At 59.1% G+C, this 14,304-nt stretch carries 17 protein-coding genes; 10 read left to right on the plus strand and 7 right to left on the minus strand.

The features are described 5' to 3' along the window. Positions 1-181: 181 nt before the first annotated feature. The 7 genes from EHO01S_RS13900 to hemW all read left to right on the plus strand — a co-directional run bounded on the left by EHO01S_RS13900 (position 182) and on the right by hemW (position 4,818). Entirely contained in the window at positions 182-745 is a 564-nt protein-coding gene (locus tag EHO01S_RS13900) for a YqgE/AlgH family protein (RefSeq protein WP_024524527.1), read from the plus strand. Beyond that, entirely contained in the window at positions 745-1,167 is a 423-nt protein-coding gene (gene ruvX / locus EHO01S_RS13905) for a Holliday junction resolvase RuvX (RefSeq protein ID WP_024524528.1), read from the plus strand. Before EHO01S_RS13900 ends, ruvX begins: the two co-directional genes overlap by 1 nt. Before the next feature lie 194 nt (positions 1,168-1,361). Beyond that, positions 1,362-2,072, plus strand: a complete 711-nt coding sequence (locus EHO01S_RS13910) for a YggS family pyridoxal phosphate-dependent enzyme (protein ID WP_024524529.1) — start codon at positions 1,362-1,364, stop codon at positions 2,070-2,072. Positions 2,073-2,174: 102 nt separating this feature from the next. Next, positions 2,175-2,729, plus strand: coding sequence for a YggT family protein (locus EHO01S_RS13915; RefSeq protein WP_005296070.1), 555 nt, complete (start codon positions 2,175-2,177; stop codon positions 2,727-2,729). After that, positions 2,726-3,016 carry a DUF167 family protein YggU gene (gene yggU, locus EHO01S_RS13920; RefSeq protein WP_024524530.1) on the plus strand — a complete coding sequence of 97 codons (291 nt, stop codon included), beginning with the start codon at positions 2,726-2,728 and terminating at the stop codon, positions 3,014-3,016. Before EHO01S_RS13915 ends, yggU begins: the two co-directional genes overlap by 4 nt. A gap of 85 nt (positions 3,017-3,101) precedes the next feature. Beyond that, positions 3,102-3,695, plus strand: coding sequence for an XTP/dITP diphosphatase (locus EHO01S_RS13925; RefSeq protein ID WP_024524531.1), 594 nt, complete (start codon positions 3,102-3,104; stop codon positions 3,693-3,695). Continuing rightward, positions 3,688-4,818 (plus strand): radical SAM family heme chaperone HemW, encoded by a 1,131-nt coding sequence (gene hemW, locus EHO01S_RS13930; RefSeq protein ID WP_024524532.1) that lies wholly within the window; start codon positions 3,688-3,690, stop codon positions 4,816-4,818. Before EHO01S_RS13925 ends, hemW begins: the two co-directional genes overlap by 8 nt. A gap of 51 nt (positions 4,819-4,869) precedes the next feature. Here hemW and EHO01S_RS13935 read toward each other — a convergent pair whose 3' ends face one another. The 5 genes from EHO01S_RS13935 to trmB form a co-directional block, all read right to left on the minus strand. After that, a complete protein-coding gene (locus EHO01S_RS13935) occupies positions 4,870-6,501 on the minus strand; it encodes a peptide ABC transporter substrate-binding protein (RefSeq protein WP_024524533.1) in 1,632 nt (543 codons plus the stop codon). Between the two features lie 126 nt (positions 6,502-6,627). Continuing rightward, positions 6,628-7,356: a DUF2884 family protein gene (locus tag EHO01S_RS13940; RefSeq protein WP_081702268.1), complete on the minus strand. Its 729-nt coding sequence runs from the start codon at positions 7,354-7,356 to the stop codon at positions 6,628-6,630. A gap of 10 nt (positions 7,357-7,366) precedes the next feature. After that, positions 7,367-8,293, minus strand: coding sequence for a glutaminase B (gene glsB / locus EHO01S_RS13945; RefSeq protein WP_024524535.1), 927 nt, complete (start codon positions 8,291-8,293; stop codon positions 7,367-7,369). Positions 8,294-8,490: 197 nt separating this feature from the next. Then, on the minus strand, positions 8,491-8,817 hold the full coding sequence (locus EHO01S_RS13950; protein WP_024524536.1) for a YggL family protein: 327 nt from the start codon (positions 8,815-8,817) through the stop codon (positions 8,491-8,493). Then, positions 8,817-9,533, minus strand: a complete 717-nt coding sequence (trmB, locus tag EHO01S_RS13955; RefSeq protein ID WP_024524537.1) for a tRNA (guanosine(46)-N7)-methyltransferase TrmB — start codon at positions 9,531-9,533, stop codon at positions 8,817-8,819. Before trmB ends, EHO01S_RS13950 begins: the two co-directional genes overlap by 1 nt. Before the next feature lie 266 nt (positions 9,534-9,799). Here trmB and mutY point away from each other — a divergent pair, with 266 nt between their 5' ends. From mutY to mltC, 3 genes are read left to right on the plus strand one after another with little or no spacing between them, the layout of a single operon-like run. Then, positions 9,800-10,888 (plus strand): A/G-specific adenine glycosylase, encoded by a 1,089-nt coding sequence (gene mutY, locus EHO01S_RS13960; RefSeq protein WP_024524538.1) that lies wholly within the window; start codon positions 9,800-9,802, stop codon positions 10,886-10,888. Positions 10,889-10,890: 2 nt separating this feature from the next. Continuing rightward, positions 10,891-11,163 (plus strand): oxidative damage protection protein, encoded by a 273-nt coding sequence (locus EHO01S_RS13965; protein WP_024524539.1) that lies wholly within the window; start codon positions 10,891-10,893, stop codon positions 11,161-11,163. A gap of 47 nt (positions 11,164-11,210) precedes the next feature. Beyond that, positions 11,211-12,290, plus strand: coding sequence for a membrane-bound lytic murein transglycosylase MltC (mltC, locus tag EHO01S_RS13970; protein WP_024524540.1), 1,080 nt, complete (start codon positions 11,211-11,213; stop codon positions 12,288-12,290). A 20-nt stretch (positions 12,291-12,310) separates the two neighbouring features. Here mltC and nikR read toward each other — a convergent pair whose 3' ends face one another. Continuing rightward, positions 12,311-12,760 (minus strand): nickel-responsive transcriptional regulator NikR, encoded by a 450-nt coding sequence (nikR, locus tag EHO01S_RS13975; RefSeq protein WP_024524541.1) that lies wholly within the window; start codon positions 12,758-12,760, stop codon positions 12,311-12,313. A gap of 123 nt (positions 12,761-12,883) precedes the next feature. Next, positions 12,884-14,203, minus strand: a complete 1,320-nt coding sequence (gene potE, locus EHO01S_RS13980; protein ID WP_024524542.1) for a putrescine-ornithine antiporter — start codon at positions 14,201-14,203, stop codon at positions 12,884-12,886. Between the last annotated feature and the right edge of the window lie 101 nt (positions 14,204-14,304).

Consider the following 14,304-nt stretch of genomic DNA (forward strand, 5'->3'; position numbering starts at 1 on the left):
AGTGAGTCGCTCGTCCCGATCTCTTGCCATTATCTCATTCTCGCCTCGCCCCGCATCAGCGTACTGCCGCTCCGCACCCGATAGCATGCGCGGCATCGAATACCCGCCGCTCCCCCCGTGACTTGCGCGGCAAAAATTCGCATACTGACGCCTACAAAAACAGCGAGTTGAAAATATCACCATGAAACTAGCGCACCATTTTCTGATTGCTATGCCTTCCATGCAGGACAGTCGCTTCAAACGCACCGTCATCTATGTGTGCGAGCACAATGAGGATGGCGCCATGGGCATGATCATTAATAAACCCCTGGAGCAGCTCACCCTCGCCACCTTGCTGGAGAAACTCGACATCGAGCCCACCCCGCGCGATGCCGCCATCCGCCTGGATAAACCGGTACTGGCCGGCGGCCCGCTGGCAGAAGATCGTGGCTTCGTCCTGCACAGTCCGAGCGATGCTTTCGGCTCCAGTGCCGACATCGGCCCCGGTTGTATGCTGACCACCTCACGCGACGTGCTGGAGACCCTAGGCACCGATCGCCAACCTGAGGAGATCCTGGTCACCCTAGGCTACTGTAGCTGGGGCAAGGGGCAGTTGGAGCAGGAACTGCTCGATAACGCCTGGCTGACGGTGGAAGCCGACAGCCAGATCCTCTTCCACACCCCGCTGGCAGACCGCTGGATCTGTGCGGCGAAAAAGCTGGGCGTGGATATCCGTAATATGCCTTGCAATGCAGGACACGCCTGATGAATCCCCGTACCATACTCGCCTTCGACTTTGGCACTCGTAGCATCGGCTGCGCCATCGGCCAAGAGCTGACCGGTAGCGCCCGCCCGCTGCAATCCTTTAAAGCCAACGACGGCATTCCCGACTGGCAGCAGATAGAAAAGGTGCTGCGTGAATGGCAACCGGATCTGGTGGTAGTCGGCCTGCCGCTGAACATGGATGGCAGCGAACAAGCGCTAACGCAACTGGCGCGTAAGTTCGCCAACCGGCTGCATGGCCGCTTCGGCGTACAGATAGCCCTGCATGACGAGCGCCTAAGCACGGTAGAAGCCCGCGCCCACCTGTTCGCCGGCGGGGGCTACCGCGCCCTGGAGAAGGGGCGGGTCGATGCCGCCTCTGCCGCGCTGATCCTCGAAAGCTGGTTCGACAATCACGTCGGCTAAACGCCACCGCTGCCGCGCCGCGCGCCCAGGGATTGACTCTCGCTACACCGTCCCCATCTATTATGAACGATGGGTCGCCACATCCGGCAACGGCGCGAAACGTGCAGCGCGGCGCCGTTTTGCTTTACACTACGCGAGGGTTACCGGCGCTTAGCGCGGCCGGCACGATTTCCCACTCCCCGGGACGAGGCATCATGAACAGTACCATTGAACACCAGCTCAACGCAGTCCGTCAGCGTATCGCCCAGGCGGCCGCCCAGTGCGGACGCGATCCGCACGCGATCACGCTACTGGCGGTCAGCAAAACCAAGCCTATCGCCGACATCGACGCCGCGATTGCCGCTGGCCAACGTGCCTTCGGCGAGAACTATGTGCAGGAAGGGGTCAGTAAGATCCAGCATTACCGCCAACACCCCGGTGGCAACACATTAACTTGGCACTTCATCGGGCCGCTCCAGTCCAACAAGAGCCGCCTGGTCGCCGAGCATTTCGATTGGATCCATACTATCGATCGTGTAAAAATCGCCCAACGCCTCAACGAGCAGCGCCCGGCGACGCTGCCGCCGCTCAACGTGTTGATCCAGGTGAATATCAGCGACGAACAGAGCAAGTCCGGGGTCACCCTGGAGCAGGTCGAGGCTCTGGCGGACGCCATCAGTCAACTGCCTAACCTACGCCTACGTGGCCTGATGGCCATCCCGGCACCCGAGGACGATCCGGCACGACAATTGGCTGTCTGCCGTCGTATGGCACAGGCGCTGCAAACCCTCCAACAGCGTTACCCACTGCTGGATACTCTGTCGCTGGGGATGACCCACGACATGGAGGCCGCCATCGCCGCCGGCAGCACCTTGGTGCGCATCGGCACCGCGATTTTCGGCGCCCGTGACTACGGCAACGCCTAGCTCACGGCGACGTCAGGCTGCCAACGACAGCCTGTTTTATCACCCCGCCCGGCGCACCGCCCCGGCGGGTAAGCTTTACTACCGACGGAAAAAGGGCTTTTCATGCTAACACTGACGTTTCTGGTCAAAACCCTGCTCGATCTGTATGTCATGGTGCTACTGCTGCGCATCTGGATGCAGTGGGCGCGTAGCGACTTCTACAATCCGCTTTCGCAATTTATCGTCAAGTTGACCCAACCTGTGGTAGCGCCGCTGCGTCGCATCTTGCCGCCGCTGGGGCCGATCGACTCTGCCTCGCTGCTGTTGGCGTTCATCCTGATGACCGTCAAGTATCCGCTGCTATTACTGATCCAGAGCGGTTCGCTCTCTCTCAGTCCCTATAACCTCCTATTCGGCCTGATCTCGGTGGTCAAGTCCGCCGGTTATCTGGTGTTCTGGGTGATCATCATCCGCTCCATCATGAGCTGGATTAGCCAGGGGCGCAGCCCGATGGACTATGTGCTCTATCAGTTGACCGAGCCGATGATGGCGCCGATCCGCCGCATCATCCCGGCAATGGGGGGGCTGGATTTCTCCGCCATGGTGGTGATTCTGGTGCTGTACCTGCTCAACTATTTGGGCATCGATCTATTCGGCCAGCTGTGGTTCCTGCTGTGAGTGCAGTCAGCCGTGAAGGGGATGACTGGATCCTACGGCTGTATATCCAGCCCAAGGCCAGTCGTGATCAGATCGTCGGCCTGCACGGCGATGAGCTGAAGGTGGCGATCACCGCACCGCCGGTCGATGGTCAGGCTAACGCCCACCTGCTAAAATTCATCGCTAAACAATTTCGCGTCGCCAAGAGCCTAATCACCATCGAGAAGGGGGAGTTGGGGCGCCATAAACAGCTGCGCATCCACCAACCGCAACAGATCCCCGACGCGGTGGCGGCAGCGCTCGAGTAAAGGCGGGAAACACCCTCGCCGCACATTGATACGATACAACGGCAGGCCTCCTCGGCCTGCCGTTGTCCTCAATAGGATCCGAATCATGCAACACGTGGTACTCGCCACCGGTAACGCCGGTAAAGTCCGTGAACTGGCCTCCTTGCTGGCTGACTTTGGTCTGAACATCGTCGCCCAGAGCGAATTGGGTATCGACAGCGCCGACGAGACCGGGCTGACTTTTATTGAAAACGCCATCCTTAAGGCACGCCATGCCGCCCGGATCAGTGGATGTGCGGCGATCGCCGACGACTCCGGCCTGGCGGTAGACGCCCTCGGAGGGGCGCCGGGGATCTACTCCGCCCGTTACGCCGGTGAAGATGCCAACGACCGCGCCAACGTGGAGAAACTGTTGCACGCCCTGCGCGACATCCCCGCCGGCCAGCGCCAAGCACGCTTTCACTGTGTGCTGGTCTACCTGCGCCACGCCGACGATCCCACCCCGCTGGTGTGTCATGGCGTCTGGCAGGGCGAGATCGCGGCGGCGCCCTACGGCGAAGGCGGCTTCGGCTACGATCCTATCTTCTTCATCCCAGCCCTGAGCTGCACCGCGGCTCAGCTGAGCCGCGAGCAAAAGCAGGCCATCTCACACCGTGGCCAGGCGCTGCAACAGTTGCTGGATCAAATGCGCCATGCTTAAGCTGCCGCCGCTCAGTCTGTATATCCATATCCCCTGGTGCGTGCAGAAGTGCCCCTACTGTGACTTTAACTCCCATGCGCAGAAAGGGACGATCCCTCAACAGGCTTATATCGAGCACCTGCTGGCCGATCTGGATCAGGAGTTGCCGCGCGTCGCCGGACGCACTCTGCGCAGTGTGTTCATCGGCGGCGGCACTCCCAGCCTGTTCAGCGGTGCGGCACTGCAACAGCTACTAGACGGAGTGCGCGCGCGCCTGCCCCTGGCGATCGATGCCGAGATCACCCTAGAGGCCAATCCGGGCACGGTGGAGTCCGAGCGTTTCAGCGCCTATCAGCGCGCCGGGGTCAACCGTATCTCCATCGGCGTACAGAGCTTCAGTGCCGACAAGCTCCAACGTCTGGGACGTATCCACGGCCCGCAGGAAGCCATCGCCGCAGCCCGACTGGCGGCCGAGCTGGGGCTACGCAGCTTTAACCTGGATCTGATGCATGGCCTGCCACACCAGAGCCAAGCGGAGGCGCTGGACGATCTGCGCCAGGCCATCGCCCTGAATCCGCCGCATCTGTCCTGGTATCAACTGACCATCGAGCCGAATACCCTATTCGGCTCGCGCCCGCCGCGTCTACCAGACGACGATGCCCTGTGGGCGATCTTCGAGCAAGGCGATCGTCTGCTGCGTGAGTCCGGTTACCACCAGTATGAAACCTCGGCCTATGCCTTAGCGGGACGCCAGTGCCAGCATAACCTCAACTACTGGCGCTTCGGCGACTATCTGGGGATCGGCTGCGGAGCGCACGGCAAGCTGACTTTCGCCGATGGACGTATCGAGCGGCGCGCCAAGACGCGCCACCCGCGCGGCTATATGCAGGGCAACTACCTGGATCAGCAGCAGCAGGTGGCGCTAGCGGATCGGCCATTCGAGTTTTTCATGAACCGTTTCCGTCTGCTGGAGCCGGCACCGCGCGCCGACTTTACCGCCTATACCGGTGTGGACGAAACGACCATCCGCCCGCAGTTGGAAGCAGCGCTGGCGCAGGGCTACATCACTGAAAGCCCCCATCACTGGCAAATCACGCCGCATGGTAAGCTGTTCCTCAACTCACTGCTGGAACTGTTCCTCTAAGCATCCTCTCTGCCGGCGGCCCCGTCATACACCGGGCCGCCGCCCTCACCCTCAGTGGGCGCGGATATACATATCCTTACTGTAGATATAATCCATATTGCCGGGATTAAACCCGCCGACATAAGGCTTCACCAGCCGCACGCTGACGTAGTGATAGAGAGGGATCGCCGGAACATCCTCAGCCAGGATCGCCTCGGCCTGTTGGAACAACCGCTGACGCTCCGCCTGATCCTGACTGGCCGCCGCCTGCGTCAGCAATGCATCGAAACGGGGGTTACTGTACTGCGGGGTGTTGTTGCTATCGCCGCTGCGAAAACCACTCAGCATCGACGCCGGATCGTCGTAGTCGGCGATCCAGGCGGATCGTACCAGCTCAAAGTTGCCGTTACGCATGGTATCCAGCATAGTCTTCCACTCTTGATTATTTAGCGTGGCCTCAACGCCCAGATTCTTCTTCCACATCGAGGCGGCGGCGATGGCGATGCGTTGGTGCCCCTCGGAGGTGTTATACAGCAGCGAGAAGCGCAACGGATTATCCGGCCCGAACCCCGCCTCGGTCAGCAATGCCTTGGCGCGCGCGAAGCGTTTCTCACGCGGCCAGTTGGCGTAATCCGGGCCGTGGAACGTCATTCCGCCGATGTGCTCGGCGCTGACCAGCCAGGCGGGGCGCTGCCCCTGACCCAGCACCTTTTCGGCGATGACCGCCTTGTCCAACCCCAGATTGAGCGCCAAGCGCACTCGTGCATCGTCGAACGGCGCCTTGCGAGTGTTAAAGTGGTAATAATAGGTGCCGAGTTTGTCGGCGATACGGATCTCGTCGCCCAACGTCTTACGCAGGGCGGCGAACTGAGGGTTGGGGATACTGCTAATGTCGAGCTCTCCGGAGCGATAACGGTTAAATCCGGCGGTCTCCGAGGAGATCGGCAGGTAAATCACTCGCTCGATCACCGTATGAGCATCGTCCCAGTAACGCGGGTTGCGCACTCCGCTTACCCGCTCATTCACGATCCAGTCGCTGAGGGTATAGGCACCGTTACCGACGAAGTTACCCGGCTGGGTCCATTTGTCGCCATAACGGGCAAGCACCCGCGCGTTGAGCGGCACCAATGTCGGGTGCACCATCATCGACAGGAAGGTCGACAACGGCTGATCCAGCGTGACGCGTAGCGTGCGCGCATTCGGCGCCGTGACACCTAACGCACTGGGCGGTAGCTTGCCATCCTGGATCGCCGCGGCGTTCTTCATTCCCATGTTGACCAGGAAGGTGGCGTAGGGAGAGGCGGTAGCCGGATCGATCAGCCGCTGCCAGCTAAACACCAGATCCTGCGCCGTCAGCGCCTCGCCATTAGACCAGTGCAGATTGGGACGCAACGAGAACGTCCATACCCGTCCCTGCGCCTCGCTTTGCCAGTGCTCGGCCAAGCCTGGACGCAATTTTCCATCGCCGTCGAGAGTCAACAGCCCCTCAAAGAAATCACGGATGATATTGAATTCGACATCGCTCTCCGACTTGTGTGGGTCGAGGGACGCCGGCTCGCTACCGTTATTGCGCGTCAGCACCTGGTTAGCGGCCAACCTCTCCCCCTCGGGTACCACGGCGGCGTGCGACGCGCCGGGGAGGCTCAATCCGACGGCCAGCATAAAAAAAACATATCGCATAAAATAATTATATTTTAATTTCATATAGTTACCCTCCTTGGCTGACATGGTCAACATTAAAACAGCAAAACCCAACGTAGGGCAGGGCAAAAAATGGCACAAAAAAACCCGGCGCGCTGGCCGGGTCATATTATGTGATATATATCACTGTTAGGAGGCGGGTAATGCCTGCAACAACGCTTTACGCTGACTGTCCAGCGACTGCACGCGCGCGCAAGCCTGCTGACCGAAGGCTCGCAGATCGTTATCCTGTTTATCCCACTCGCTACGGATGGCCTGTTGCAGACCGCCGAGGTTACCCAGTACCGCCTGTAACGGGTTCTCCGACTTGCCGGCTTGCAGCAACCCCTTGGCACCCATCTCGTTGATGCTGTCCTGCAATACGCCGCCCAACGTCTGGTTCACCAGCGTCTGCCCCTCTTTCTCTACCTGGGCGATCGCCTGATGATGGAAGGCGTAACCGTCGTTGCGTTTCTCCAGTACCCGATTCATCTGCACTTTAAGCTGGGTGTCTAACGTCGCCAGGCGTTGGCGCACATGACTATCGCTACCCAACTGCTCGACGATGATGCTATCCAGTGCACCACGGGCACGATCCAAGCGCGTCTGGATCCCCTGATCGATCCACGGTACGTCGCGACGCAGATCGCGCTGGAGCATCTCAGCTTGGCGGCGGGCGTCGGCGCTGAGCGTCAATGGCCGGCCATCGCGTGTTACCGCTCCATCGCGGGCAATCTGTAGGTTGCCGCTGGCACCGACGATCTGCACCTGCTGCGCACTGATAATAATGTCATCCTGCGGTTTGACCTGACATTGCCAAGCAGCCTGCGCCTGTGTCGCCGCCAGCAACAACAGCAAGGAACATCCCCATTTACCCATCATGACCTCGTTAAAATATTGAGCGGCCCAGTCGCTGGGCTAAACACTCCAGCGCCGCGACGCCAGCCAGTGAATTACCGCAACTATCCAGCTGCGGACTCCAGACGGCAATACTCATCTCGCGTGGCACCACAGCAATGATACCGCCGCCGACGCCAGACTTCCCCGGCATACCGACGCGATAAGCGAACTCGCCAGCCCCATCATACAGCCCGCTGGTCACCATCAAAGCATTGATCTGACGCGCCTGACGCTCACCGATCATCGGCTCCGCTAGCCCTAGGGCTCGCCCCCGATTGGCAAGATAAACAAAAGTGCGCGCCAGTTCCATACAGTTCATTCTTAAAGCACAGTAGTGGAAGTAGTTGTGCAGCACGGTGATTACATCGTTATCGAAGTTGCCGAACGACTTCATCAGATAAGCGATGGCCGCATTACGATCCGAGTGCTCGAACTCAGATCGCGCCACCCGGGCGTCGTAGCAGATGTCGGCGCTGCCACTCAGCGCACGTACCACCTCCAGCATGCGTTGACGCGGCGCACTCAGCCGGGTCTGCAACATGTCGCATACCACCAACGCTCCCGCATTAATAAAAGGATTGCGTGGCTTACCCTGCTCCAGCTCCAACTGGACCAGTGAGTTAAAAGGCTGACCAGAGGGCTCTTTGCCGACCCGTTGCCAGATCTCCGCCTCGCTGTAACGGTGCATCGCCAGCGTCAGGCTCAATACCTTGGAGATCGATTGGATGGAGAAGCGCTCGGCGGCGTCACCGGCGCAAAACATCTGTCCGTCGACGCGACACACCGCGATCCCCAACCGATCCGCCGGCACCTCGGCCAACGCCGGAATATAGTCGGCCACCCGCCCTCGCCCCAGCAACGGACGAACCTGATCCAAGATCTCTGCTAAGAGTTGATCGCTTAATTCAGTTTGCATGGCGAGACTATCGACTCCATGGGGCACAAGCTGTGCCATCACGCTTTAGGTTATGACAGACGCACGCTCATCGGGAGGCCAAGTTACCCCTGCCGGCATGATTGTGGCAATATTCAGGATGACAGAGAGGCATCAACGATGAGCGGAATACAGAAGAGGCATGGCGCCACCGCGCAGGCGGCGCCAGCGTGAGGGAATTACTCCCACCACACATCAAACAACTCGCTGACGACGACGTCCAGCATCCCCTGGCTTTCCAGCCAGTCTTTAATCAACTGGCGCTGCTCATCGCTGCAACGACCGATCTGTTGCAGGCAGATCAACCCTTCCCAGCGGAGATAGCCACTGCCGTCGAAGGCTAACCCTTGCGGTTCGATCACCTCGTCGATCAGGCGATCGAGTACGGCATCGACCGTCTCGACCGGCGTACCCTCGGCAAAACGCCAACTAACGCTGAAGCCCACTTCCTGAAACTCGTCAATGTGCAGCTTTTTGCGCAGACGACGACTACGATTTTTCGCCATTACTCTACCCTCTCAAACATCAGGTCCCAGTTGCCATGCCCCAAACGCTGACCGCGTAGCTCAAACTTCGTGACTGGACGCGAGTCAGGACGCGGGACATAGGTATTATCGTCGGACAGGTTGCGATAGCCCGGCGCATGATTCATTACTTCCAGCATATGCTCGGCATAGTTTTCCCAATCGGTCGCCATGTGGAACACACCGCCGACCTTCAGCTTGCCGCGGATACGTTCGGCGAAAGCCGGCTGCACGATGCGGCGCTTATGATGACGCGCCTTATGCCACGGATCGGGGAAAAACAGCTGCACCATATCCAGCGAGGCGTCAGGGATCATTCGCTCTAATACTTCGACCGCATCGTGGCACATCACACGCAGGTTGTTTACCCCGGCCTCATGTGCCGCCGCCAGGCAGGCGCCCACGCCCGGGGAATGCACCTCGATACCGAGGAAGTCGCGCTCCGGGTGTTGCTGCGCCATGGTGACCAGCGAGGCGCCCATACCGAAACCAATCTCCAGCACCACCGGCGCCTGGCGGCCGAACAACGCCGGCAGATCCAGCGCTTCGGGCGTAAACTCGACACCCATCAGCGGCCAGTACTGTTCCAGCGCCAGTTGCTGCCCTTTGGTCAGGCGCCCCTGACGGCGTACAAAGCTACGAATCCGGCGTATGGCGCGGCCGTTTTCATCAAATTCCGCTGTGATCACTTCATTCATGTCGCGTTTTCATCTACCTGGATAATCAAAGTCAGGGCATTATGCAAAGTTACCCCATTTACACAAGCGCTGATTTTACCAGCAAGCCACAGACTACGGGGAAAATCGCACTACCTATAGTAAAAATTTATACTATCTGTCGTTTATCTCATACGTCCATCGAGTACTCCTGCCGGTAAAGATCCGGTTTACAGGTCGGTCCGGCTGTGCTGCAATTCCGTCCCGCGCTGCGGCGCAACCGAACAGAGTGAGGACATGACTGGTTTATGATGCAGGCGCAATCCTTCGCCCAGGCCGTGCTAGCCTGGTATGCATGCTTCGGACGTAAGACACTGCCGTGGCAAAATCCCAAGACCCCCTATCGGGTATGGCTTTCCGAAGTGATGCTGCAACAGACCCAGGTTGCAACGGTGCTCCCCTATTTCCAACGCTTTACCCAACGCTTTCCCGATGTGCAGGCCTTGGCCGCGGCACCGTTGGATGAAGTCTTGCACCTGTGGACCGGGCTAGGCTACTACGCCCGCGCACGTAACCTGCACAAAGCCGCCCAAATCATCGTTGCCCAATATGGCGGCGAGTTTCCCCGCCAGTTCGAGCAGGTGGCCACCTTACCGGGGATTGGCCGTTCGACCGCCGGAGCCATTCTGTCGCTCTCTCTCGGCCAGCACCATCCGATCCTGGACGGCAACGTTAAACGGGTACTGGCACGCTGCTATGCCGTCGCCGGTTGGCCGGGGAAGAAAGCGGTCGAACAGCGCCTGTGGCAACTCAGCGCTCAGGTAACCCCCTCCGACGGCGTCAGCCAGTTTAACCAGGCGATGATGGATCTCGGCGCCCTGGTCTGTACCCGTAGCCGCCCCAAATGCGAGCTGTGTCCGCTCAACGCTGGCTGTCTGGCCTACGCCAACGGCGATTGGGCCGCCTACCCGGGGAAAAAACCCAAGCAGACCCTACCCGAACGCCAGGCCTACCTGTTACTACTGCAACACGAACGCCAGGTCTGGCTACAACAGCGCCCGGCCAGCGGCCTATGGGGCGGGCTATTCTGTTTTCCGCAATTCGACAACGAGGCAATGCTGCACGCGCATCTGCGCCAATTAGGGCTAGATCCCGCGGCGGCGCAAGTCCTAACGGCATTCCGCCACACGTTTAGCCATTTTCATTTGGATATCATCCCGGTATGGTCGCACTACGCCCCGGCAACGAGCTGCATGGATGAAGGTGCGGGACTCTGGTATAACTTAGCGCAGCCGCCCTCCGTCGGGCTGGCGGCGCCTACCGAGCGCCTTTTACAGCAACTGCCACTACAGCCGCTGGCCGCGGGTCGGCGCGCTGATGCGCAGCATGAGGAGTAAGCATGAGCAGAACTGTATTTTGTACTTTCTTAAATCGTGAGGCCGAGGGACTGGATTTTCAGAGTTATCCCGGCGATCTGGGCAAGCGCATCTATGACCACATCTCCAAGGAAGCGTGGGGGCAATGGATGGCCAAGCAGACCATGCTGATCAATGAAAAGAAATTGAATATGATGAACCCGGACGACCGGAATCTGCTGGCCCGGGAGATGGAGAAGTTCCTGTTCGAAGGCCACGACGTCCACATCGAAGGCTACACGCCGCCGAATCAGTAAAACCGGGCGCACGTGCGCCCTGATGTCATTCAGATATGGCTGTTACCATGAAGAAAGTCCTTGCGCTGGCGTTAATCGCCCCGTTGCTGATCTCGTGCTCCAGCAAGAAGCCAGAGCGCGACAGCGAAGCATATATTAAAGACACCAACGGGTTCGATATTCTGATGGGACAGTTCGCCCATAACATCGAGAATATCTGGGGAATTAACGAGGTGTTGATCGCCGGTCCCAAGGACTATGTGAAATATAGCGATCAGTATCTGACCCGTAGCCACATTAACTTTGAAACCGGCCAGATCACCATCGAGACCATCGCGACGCTCGATCCGGCAGAGAGTCTGCGTCAGGCTATCGTCACCACCTTGCTGATGGGCGACGACCCCAGTGCCATCGATCTCTACTCCGATGCCAACGACATCAAACCGAGCCGTGAACCGTTCCTCTACGGTCAAGTGCTGGACAACACCGGACAACCTATCCGTTGGTCTGGGCGCGCCAATAACTTCGCCAACTATCTGTTGCAGCACAAGCTGATGAAACGCAGCTCCGGGCTGCACGTCATCTACTCGGTCACCATTCAGTTGGTACCCAACCACCTGGATAAACGCGCCCACAAATACTTGGGCATGGTGCGCCGCGCCTCAGAGCGCTATGGCGTCGACGAATCGCTGATCTTGGCGATCATGCAGACCGAGTCCAGCTTCAACCCCTACGCCGTCAGTCGTTCCGATGCCCTGGGATTAATGCAGGTGATGCAACATACCGCCGGCAAGGATGTCTTCGTCTCGAAAGGGAAATGGGGCACCCCGAGTCGTAGCTACCTGTTCGATCCAGAGAAGAACATCGATACCGGCACCGCCTACCTGGCGATCTTGCAGAATAACTACCTGGGCGGCATTCAGAATCCGACCTCTCGCCGCTATGCTGTGATCACCGCCTACAACGGCGGAGCGGGCAGCGTACTGCGCATCTTCTCCAGTGATAAGGGACAAGCGGTCAACATCATCAACCAGATGTCGCCCGGCGATGTATATGAAGCGTTGACCCAGCGCCACCCTTCAGCGGAGTCGCGCCGTTATCTGTACAAGGTCAACAACACGCAGAAGAACTACCGTCGCATCCGCTGACGGTAGCGCATCCCCCTTCTTCAGTCGTGCGAAGGGTGATGAGGGTGAGCGTGGTCATGCCCCTCACCCTCATCACCCGGCACCACCACCAACTTGCCATGACGCACACCCCGCTCGGCGATCACCTGCTCGGCGAAACGCATAACCTCAGTACCCGCCCCCTTCAGCAGCGAGACCTCTAGGCAGCGACCATGATCCAGATGGACATGCAGGCTGGCCAGGGACAGATCATGGTGATCATGGAAGGTGCGAGTCAGGCGTTTCGAGAGCTCGCGTGACTCATGATCGTAGACGTAGAACAACGCCGCCACACAATTAGCGCTCTGCGCCGGCACATCCGTCATACTCTGTAGTCCGGCGCGCGCCAGGTCACGGATCGCCTCGGAACGATTCTGGTAGTTGCGCGCCTTGATGATGGCGTCGATCTCAGCCATCAGATCGTCGTCGAGAGAAAGAGTTACGCGTTGCATCATGCTGCTCCTGTCACGGGTGAATGACATGCAGTATGACAAAGATCCCGCCATGAAAAAACCGGCGCGCGCAGCGCGCGGCACCGGTCGGAAAGAACGATCTCTCGGCACAGGCATCGCGGCTCACGCCTGCTTGTCGCGCATCTCAAAGCGTGGGGAGACAAAACCGTACAGTGTCCAACCGAGGAAGGTGGCGATCGCCCCCCACATCATCGCCTGCTCGCCGGAGGAGTAGAGCGCATAGAAACTGTACACTGCGCCGACCAAGGCCAGGATATTGGGCAGACGTGCCTTGGCCGGCTCGATCCCCGCGATGCGCTGGATGATCAACACCGCCGCCATGGAGAGAATATAAGGGATCAGGTTGGTGACCACCGCCAGGTTAACCAGCACATTAAACTGCGCATTGAGCGATGGACTGATGGTCATCAGCGACAGCACAGTCTGGATCGCCACAATGGTCAACATCCCTTTCACCGGCGCGCCGGACTGGGTGACCCTGCGGAAGATCGCCGGGAAATAGCCCTCATCAGCGGAAGACTTAAATACCTGGGCAATAGTGAACTGCCAGCCCAGCAAGGAGCCGCAGCAAGACATCACCATCAGCGCCATGATGATCTTGCCCACCGTTGGGTCAAACATTTGAGCAAACGCCATGCCGAACGGCGCGGTAGAGTTGGCCAAATCCATATTCGGCACGATACCGGCGATCACGTTGGTCGAGACAATGTAGATCACCGCCGCGCCTAGAGTTCCCCCCAGTACGGCAATCGGGACGTTGCGTTCTGGATTATCCACCACGTCGGTATTGGCACAGGCCGACTCCAATCCCAGGAAGGCCCATAAGGTCATGGCAATGGAAGAACCGATGGCCTCAAAGGTCGGCAGGTGATGCGGGTTCCAGGAGTCAACGTACAGTGTGGGGCTGAACCAGAACCAGCCGATCAGCGAGATACCAACCACCGGAATGATCACCCCCCACACCGTCACGCTGCTGATGCGTCCGGTGATACGCGCTCCCCCGAAGTTGGCGGCGGTACACAGCCACAGGACTCCGATGGTCGCCAGGCAGATCCCCAGCGGGCTCAACGACGCACCGATAAGCTCCGTACCGTAACCGACGGCGGAGATGGCGATGGCCACATTGGCGATCAGCAGCGAAACGCCGTAGGTATAGTTGGCCATAAAGTTGCCGGACTTGCCGAAGGCATACTCGGCGTAGCCGCCCATTCCGCCAGACTTGCGACTATACATCCCACACTTAGCGAAGGCGTAGGCCAGCGCCATTGAACCAACGGCGGTCACCAACCAGGAGACGATGGAGATGGTGCCCACCTCCGCCAGCTTGGTCGGCAGCATGATGATGCCGGAGCCCATCATGTTCACCGCCGTCAGTATGGTGAGTTGCACCACACCCATCTTATTCTTGCCAGAAGTACTCATAATCCGTCCCTCTCTGTACGCGGGGAGTCACGCTCCCCGCGATGCGTATTAGCGGAAAAACCACGTTACCCAGCGTATGGCGGCTCACTTATTGCTTGATA

This window comes from Edwardsiella hoshinae NBRC 105699 = ATCC 33379 (assembly GCF_000474215.1).
GTDB classification, from domain to species: Bacteria; Pseudomonadota; Gammaproteobacteria; order Enterobacterales; family Enterobacteriaceae; genus Edwardsiella; species Edwardsiella hoshinae.

Bases quoted from the DNA above. Each gene is read 5' to 3' on its own strand.
- EHO01S_RS13900 (WP_024524527.1), top strand. From the start codon at position 182: ATGAAACTAGCGCACCATTTTCTGATTGCTATGCCTTCCATGCAGGAC.
- ruvX (WP_024524528.1), top strand. From the start codon at position 745: ATGAATCCCCGTACCATACTCGCCTTCGACTTTGGCACTCGTAGCATC.
- EHO01S_RS13910 (WP_024524529.1), top strand. From the start codon at position 1,362: ATGAACAGTACCATTGAACACCAGCTCAACGCAGTCCGTCAGCGTATC.
- EHO01S_RS13915 (WP_005296070.1), top strand. From the start codon at position 2,175: ATGCTAACACTGACGTTTCTGGTCAAAACCCTGCTCGATCTGTATGTC.
- EHO01S_RS13925 (WP_024524531.1), top strand. From the start codon at position 3,102: ATGCAACACGTGGTACTCGCCACCGGTAACGCCGGTAAAGTCCGTGAA.
- hemW (WP_024524532.1), top strand. From the start codon at position 3,688: ATGCTTAAGCTGCCGCCGCTCAGTCTGTATATCCATATCCCCTGGTGC.
- EHO01S_RS13935 (WP_024524533.1), bottom strand. From the start codon at position 6,501: ATGAAATTAAAATATAATTATTTTATGCGATATGTTTTTTTTATGCTG.
- EHO01S_RS13940 (WP_081702268.1), bottom strand. From the start codon at position 7,356: ATGGGTAAATGGGGATGTTCCTTGCTGTTGTTGCTGGCGGCGACACAG.
- glsB (WP_024524535.1), bottom strand. From the start codon at position 8,293: ATGCAAACTGAATTAAGCGATCAACTCTTAGCAGAGATCTTGGATCAG.
- EHO01S_RS13950 (WP_024524536.1), bottom strand. From the start codon at position 8,817: ATGGCGAAAAATCGTAGTCGTCGTCTGCGCAAAAAGCTGCACATTGAC.
- trmB (WP_024524537.1), bottom strand. From the start codon at position 9,533: ATGAATGAAGTGATCACAGCGGAATTTGATGAAAACGGCCGCGCCATA.
- mutY (WP_024524538.1), top strand. From the start codon at position 9,800: ATGATGCAGGCGCAATCCTTCGCCCAGGCCGTGCTAGCCTGGTATGCA.
- EHO01S_RS13965 (WP_024524539.1), top strand. From the start codon at position 10,891: ATGAGCAGAACTGTATTTTGTACTTTCTTAAATCGTGAGGCCGAGGGA.
- mltC (WP_024524540.1), top strand. From the start codon at position 11,211: ATGAAGAAAGTCCTTGCGCTGGCGTTAATCGCCCCGTTGCTGATCTCG.
- nikR (WP_024524541.1), bottom strand. From the start codon at position 12,760: ATGCAACGCGTAACTCTTTCTCTCGACGACGATCTGATGGCTGAGATC.
- potE (WP_024524542.1), bottom strand. From the start codon at position 14,203: ATGAGTACTTCTGGCAAGAATAAGATGGGTGTGGTGCAACTCACCATA.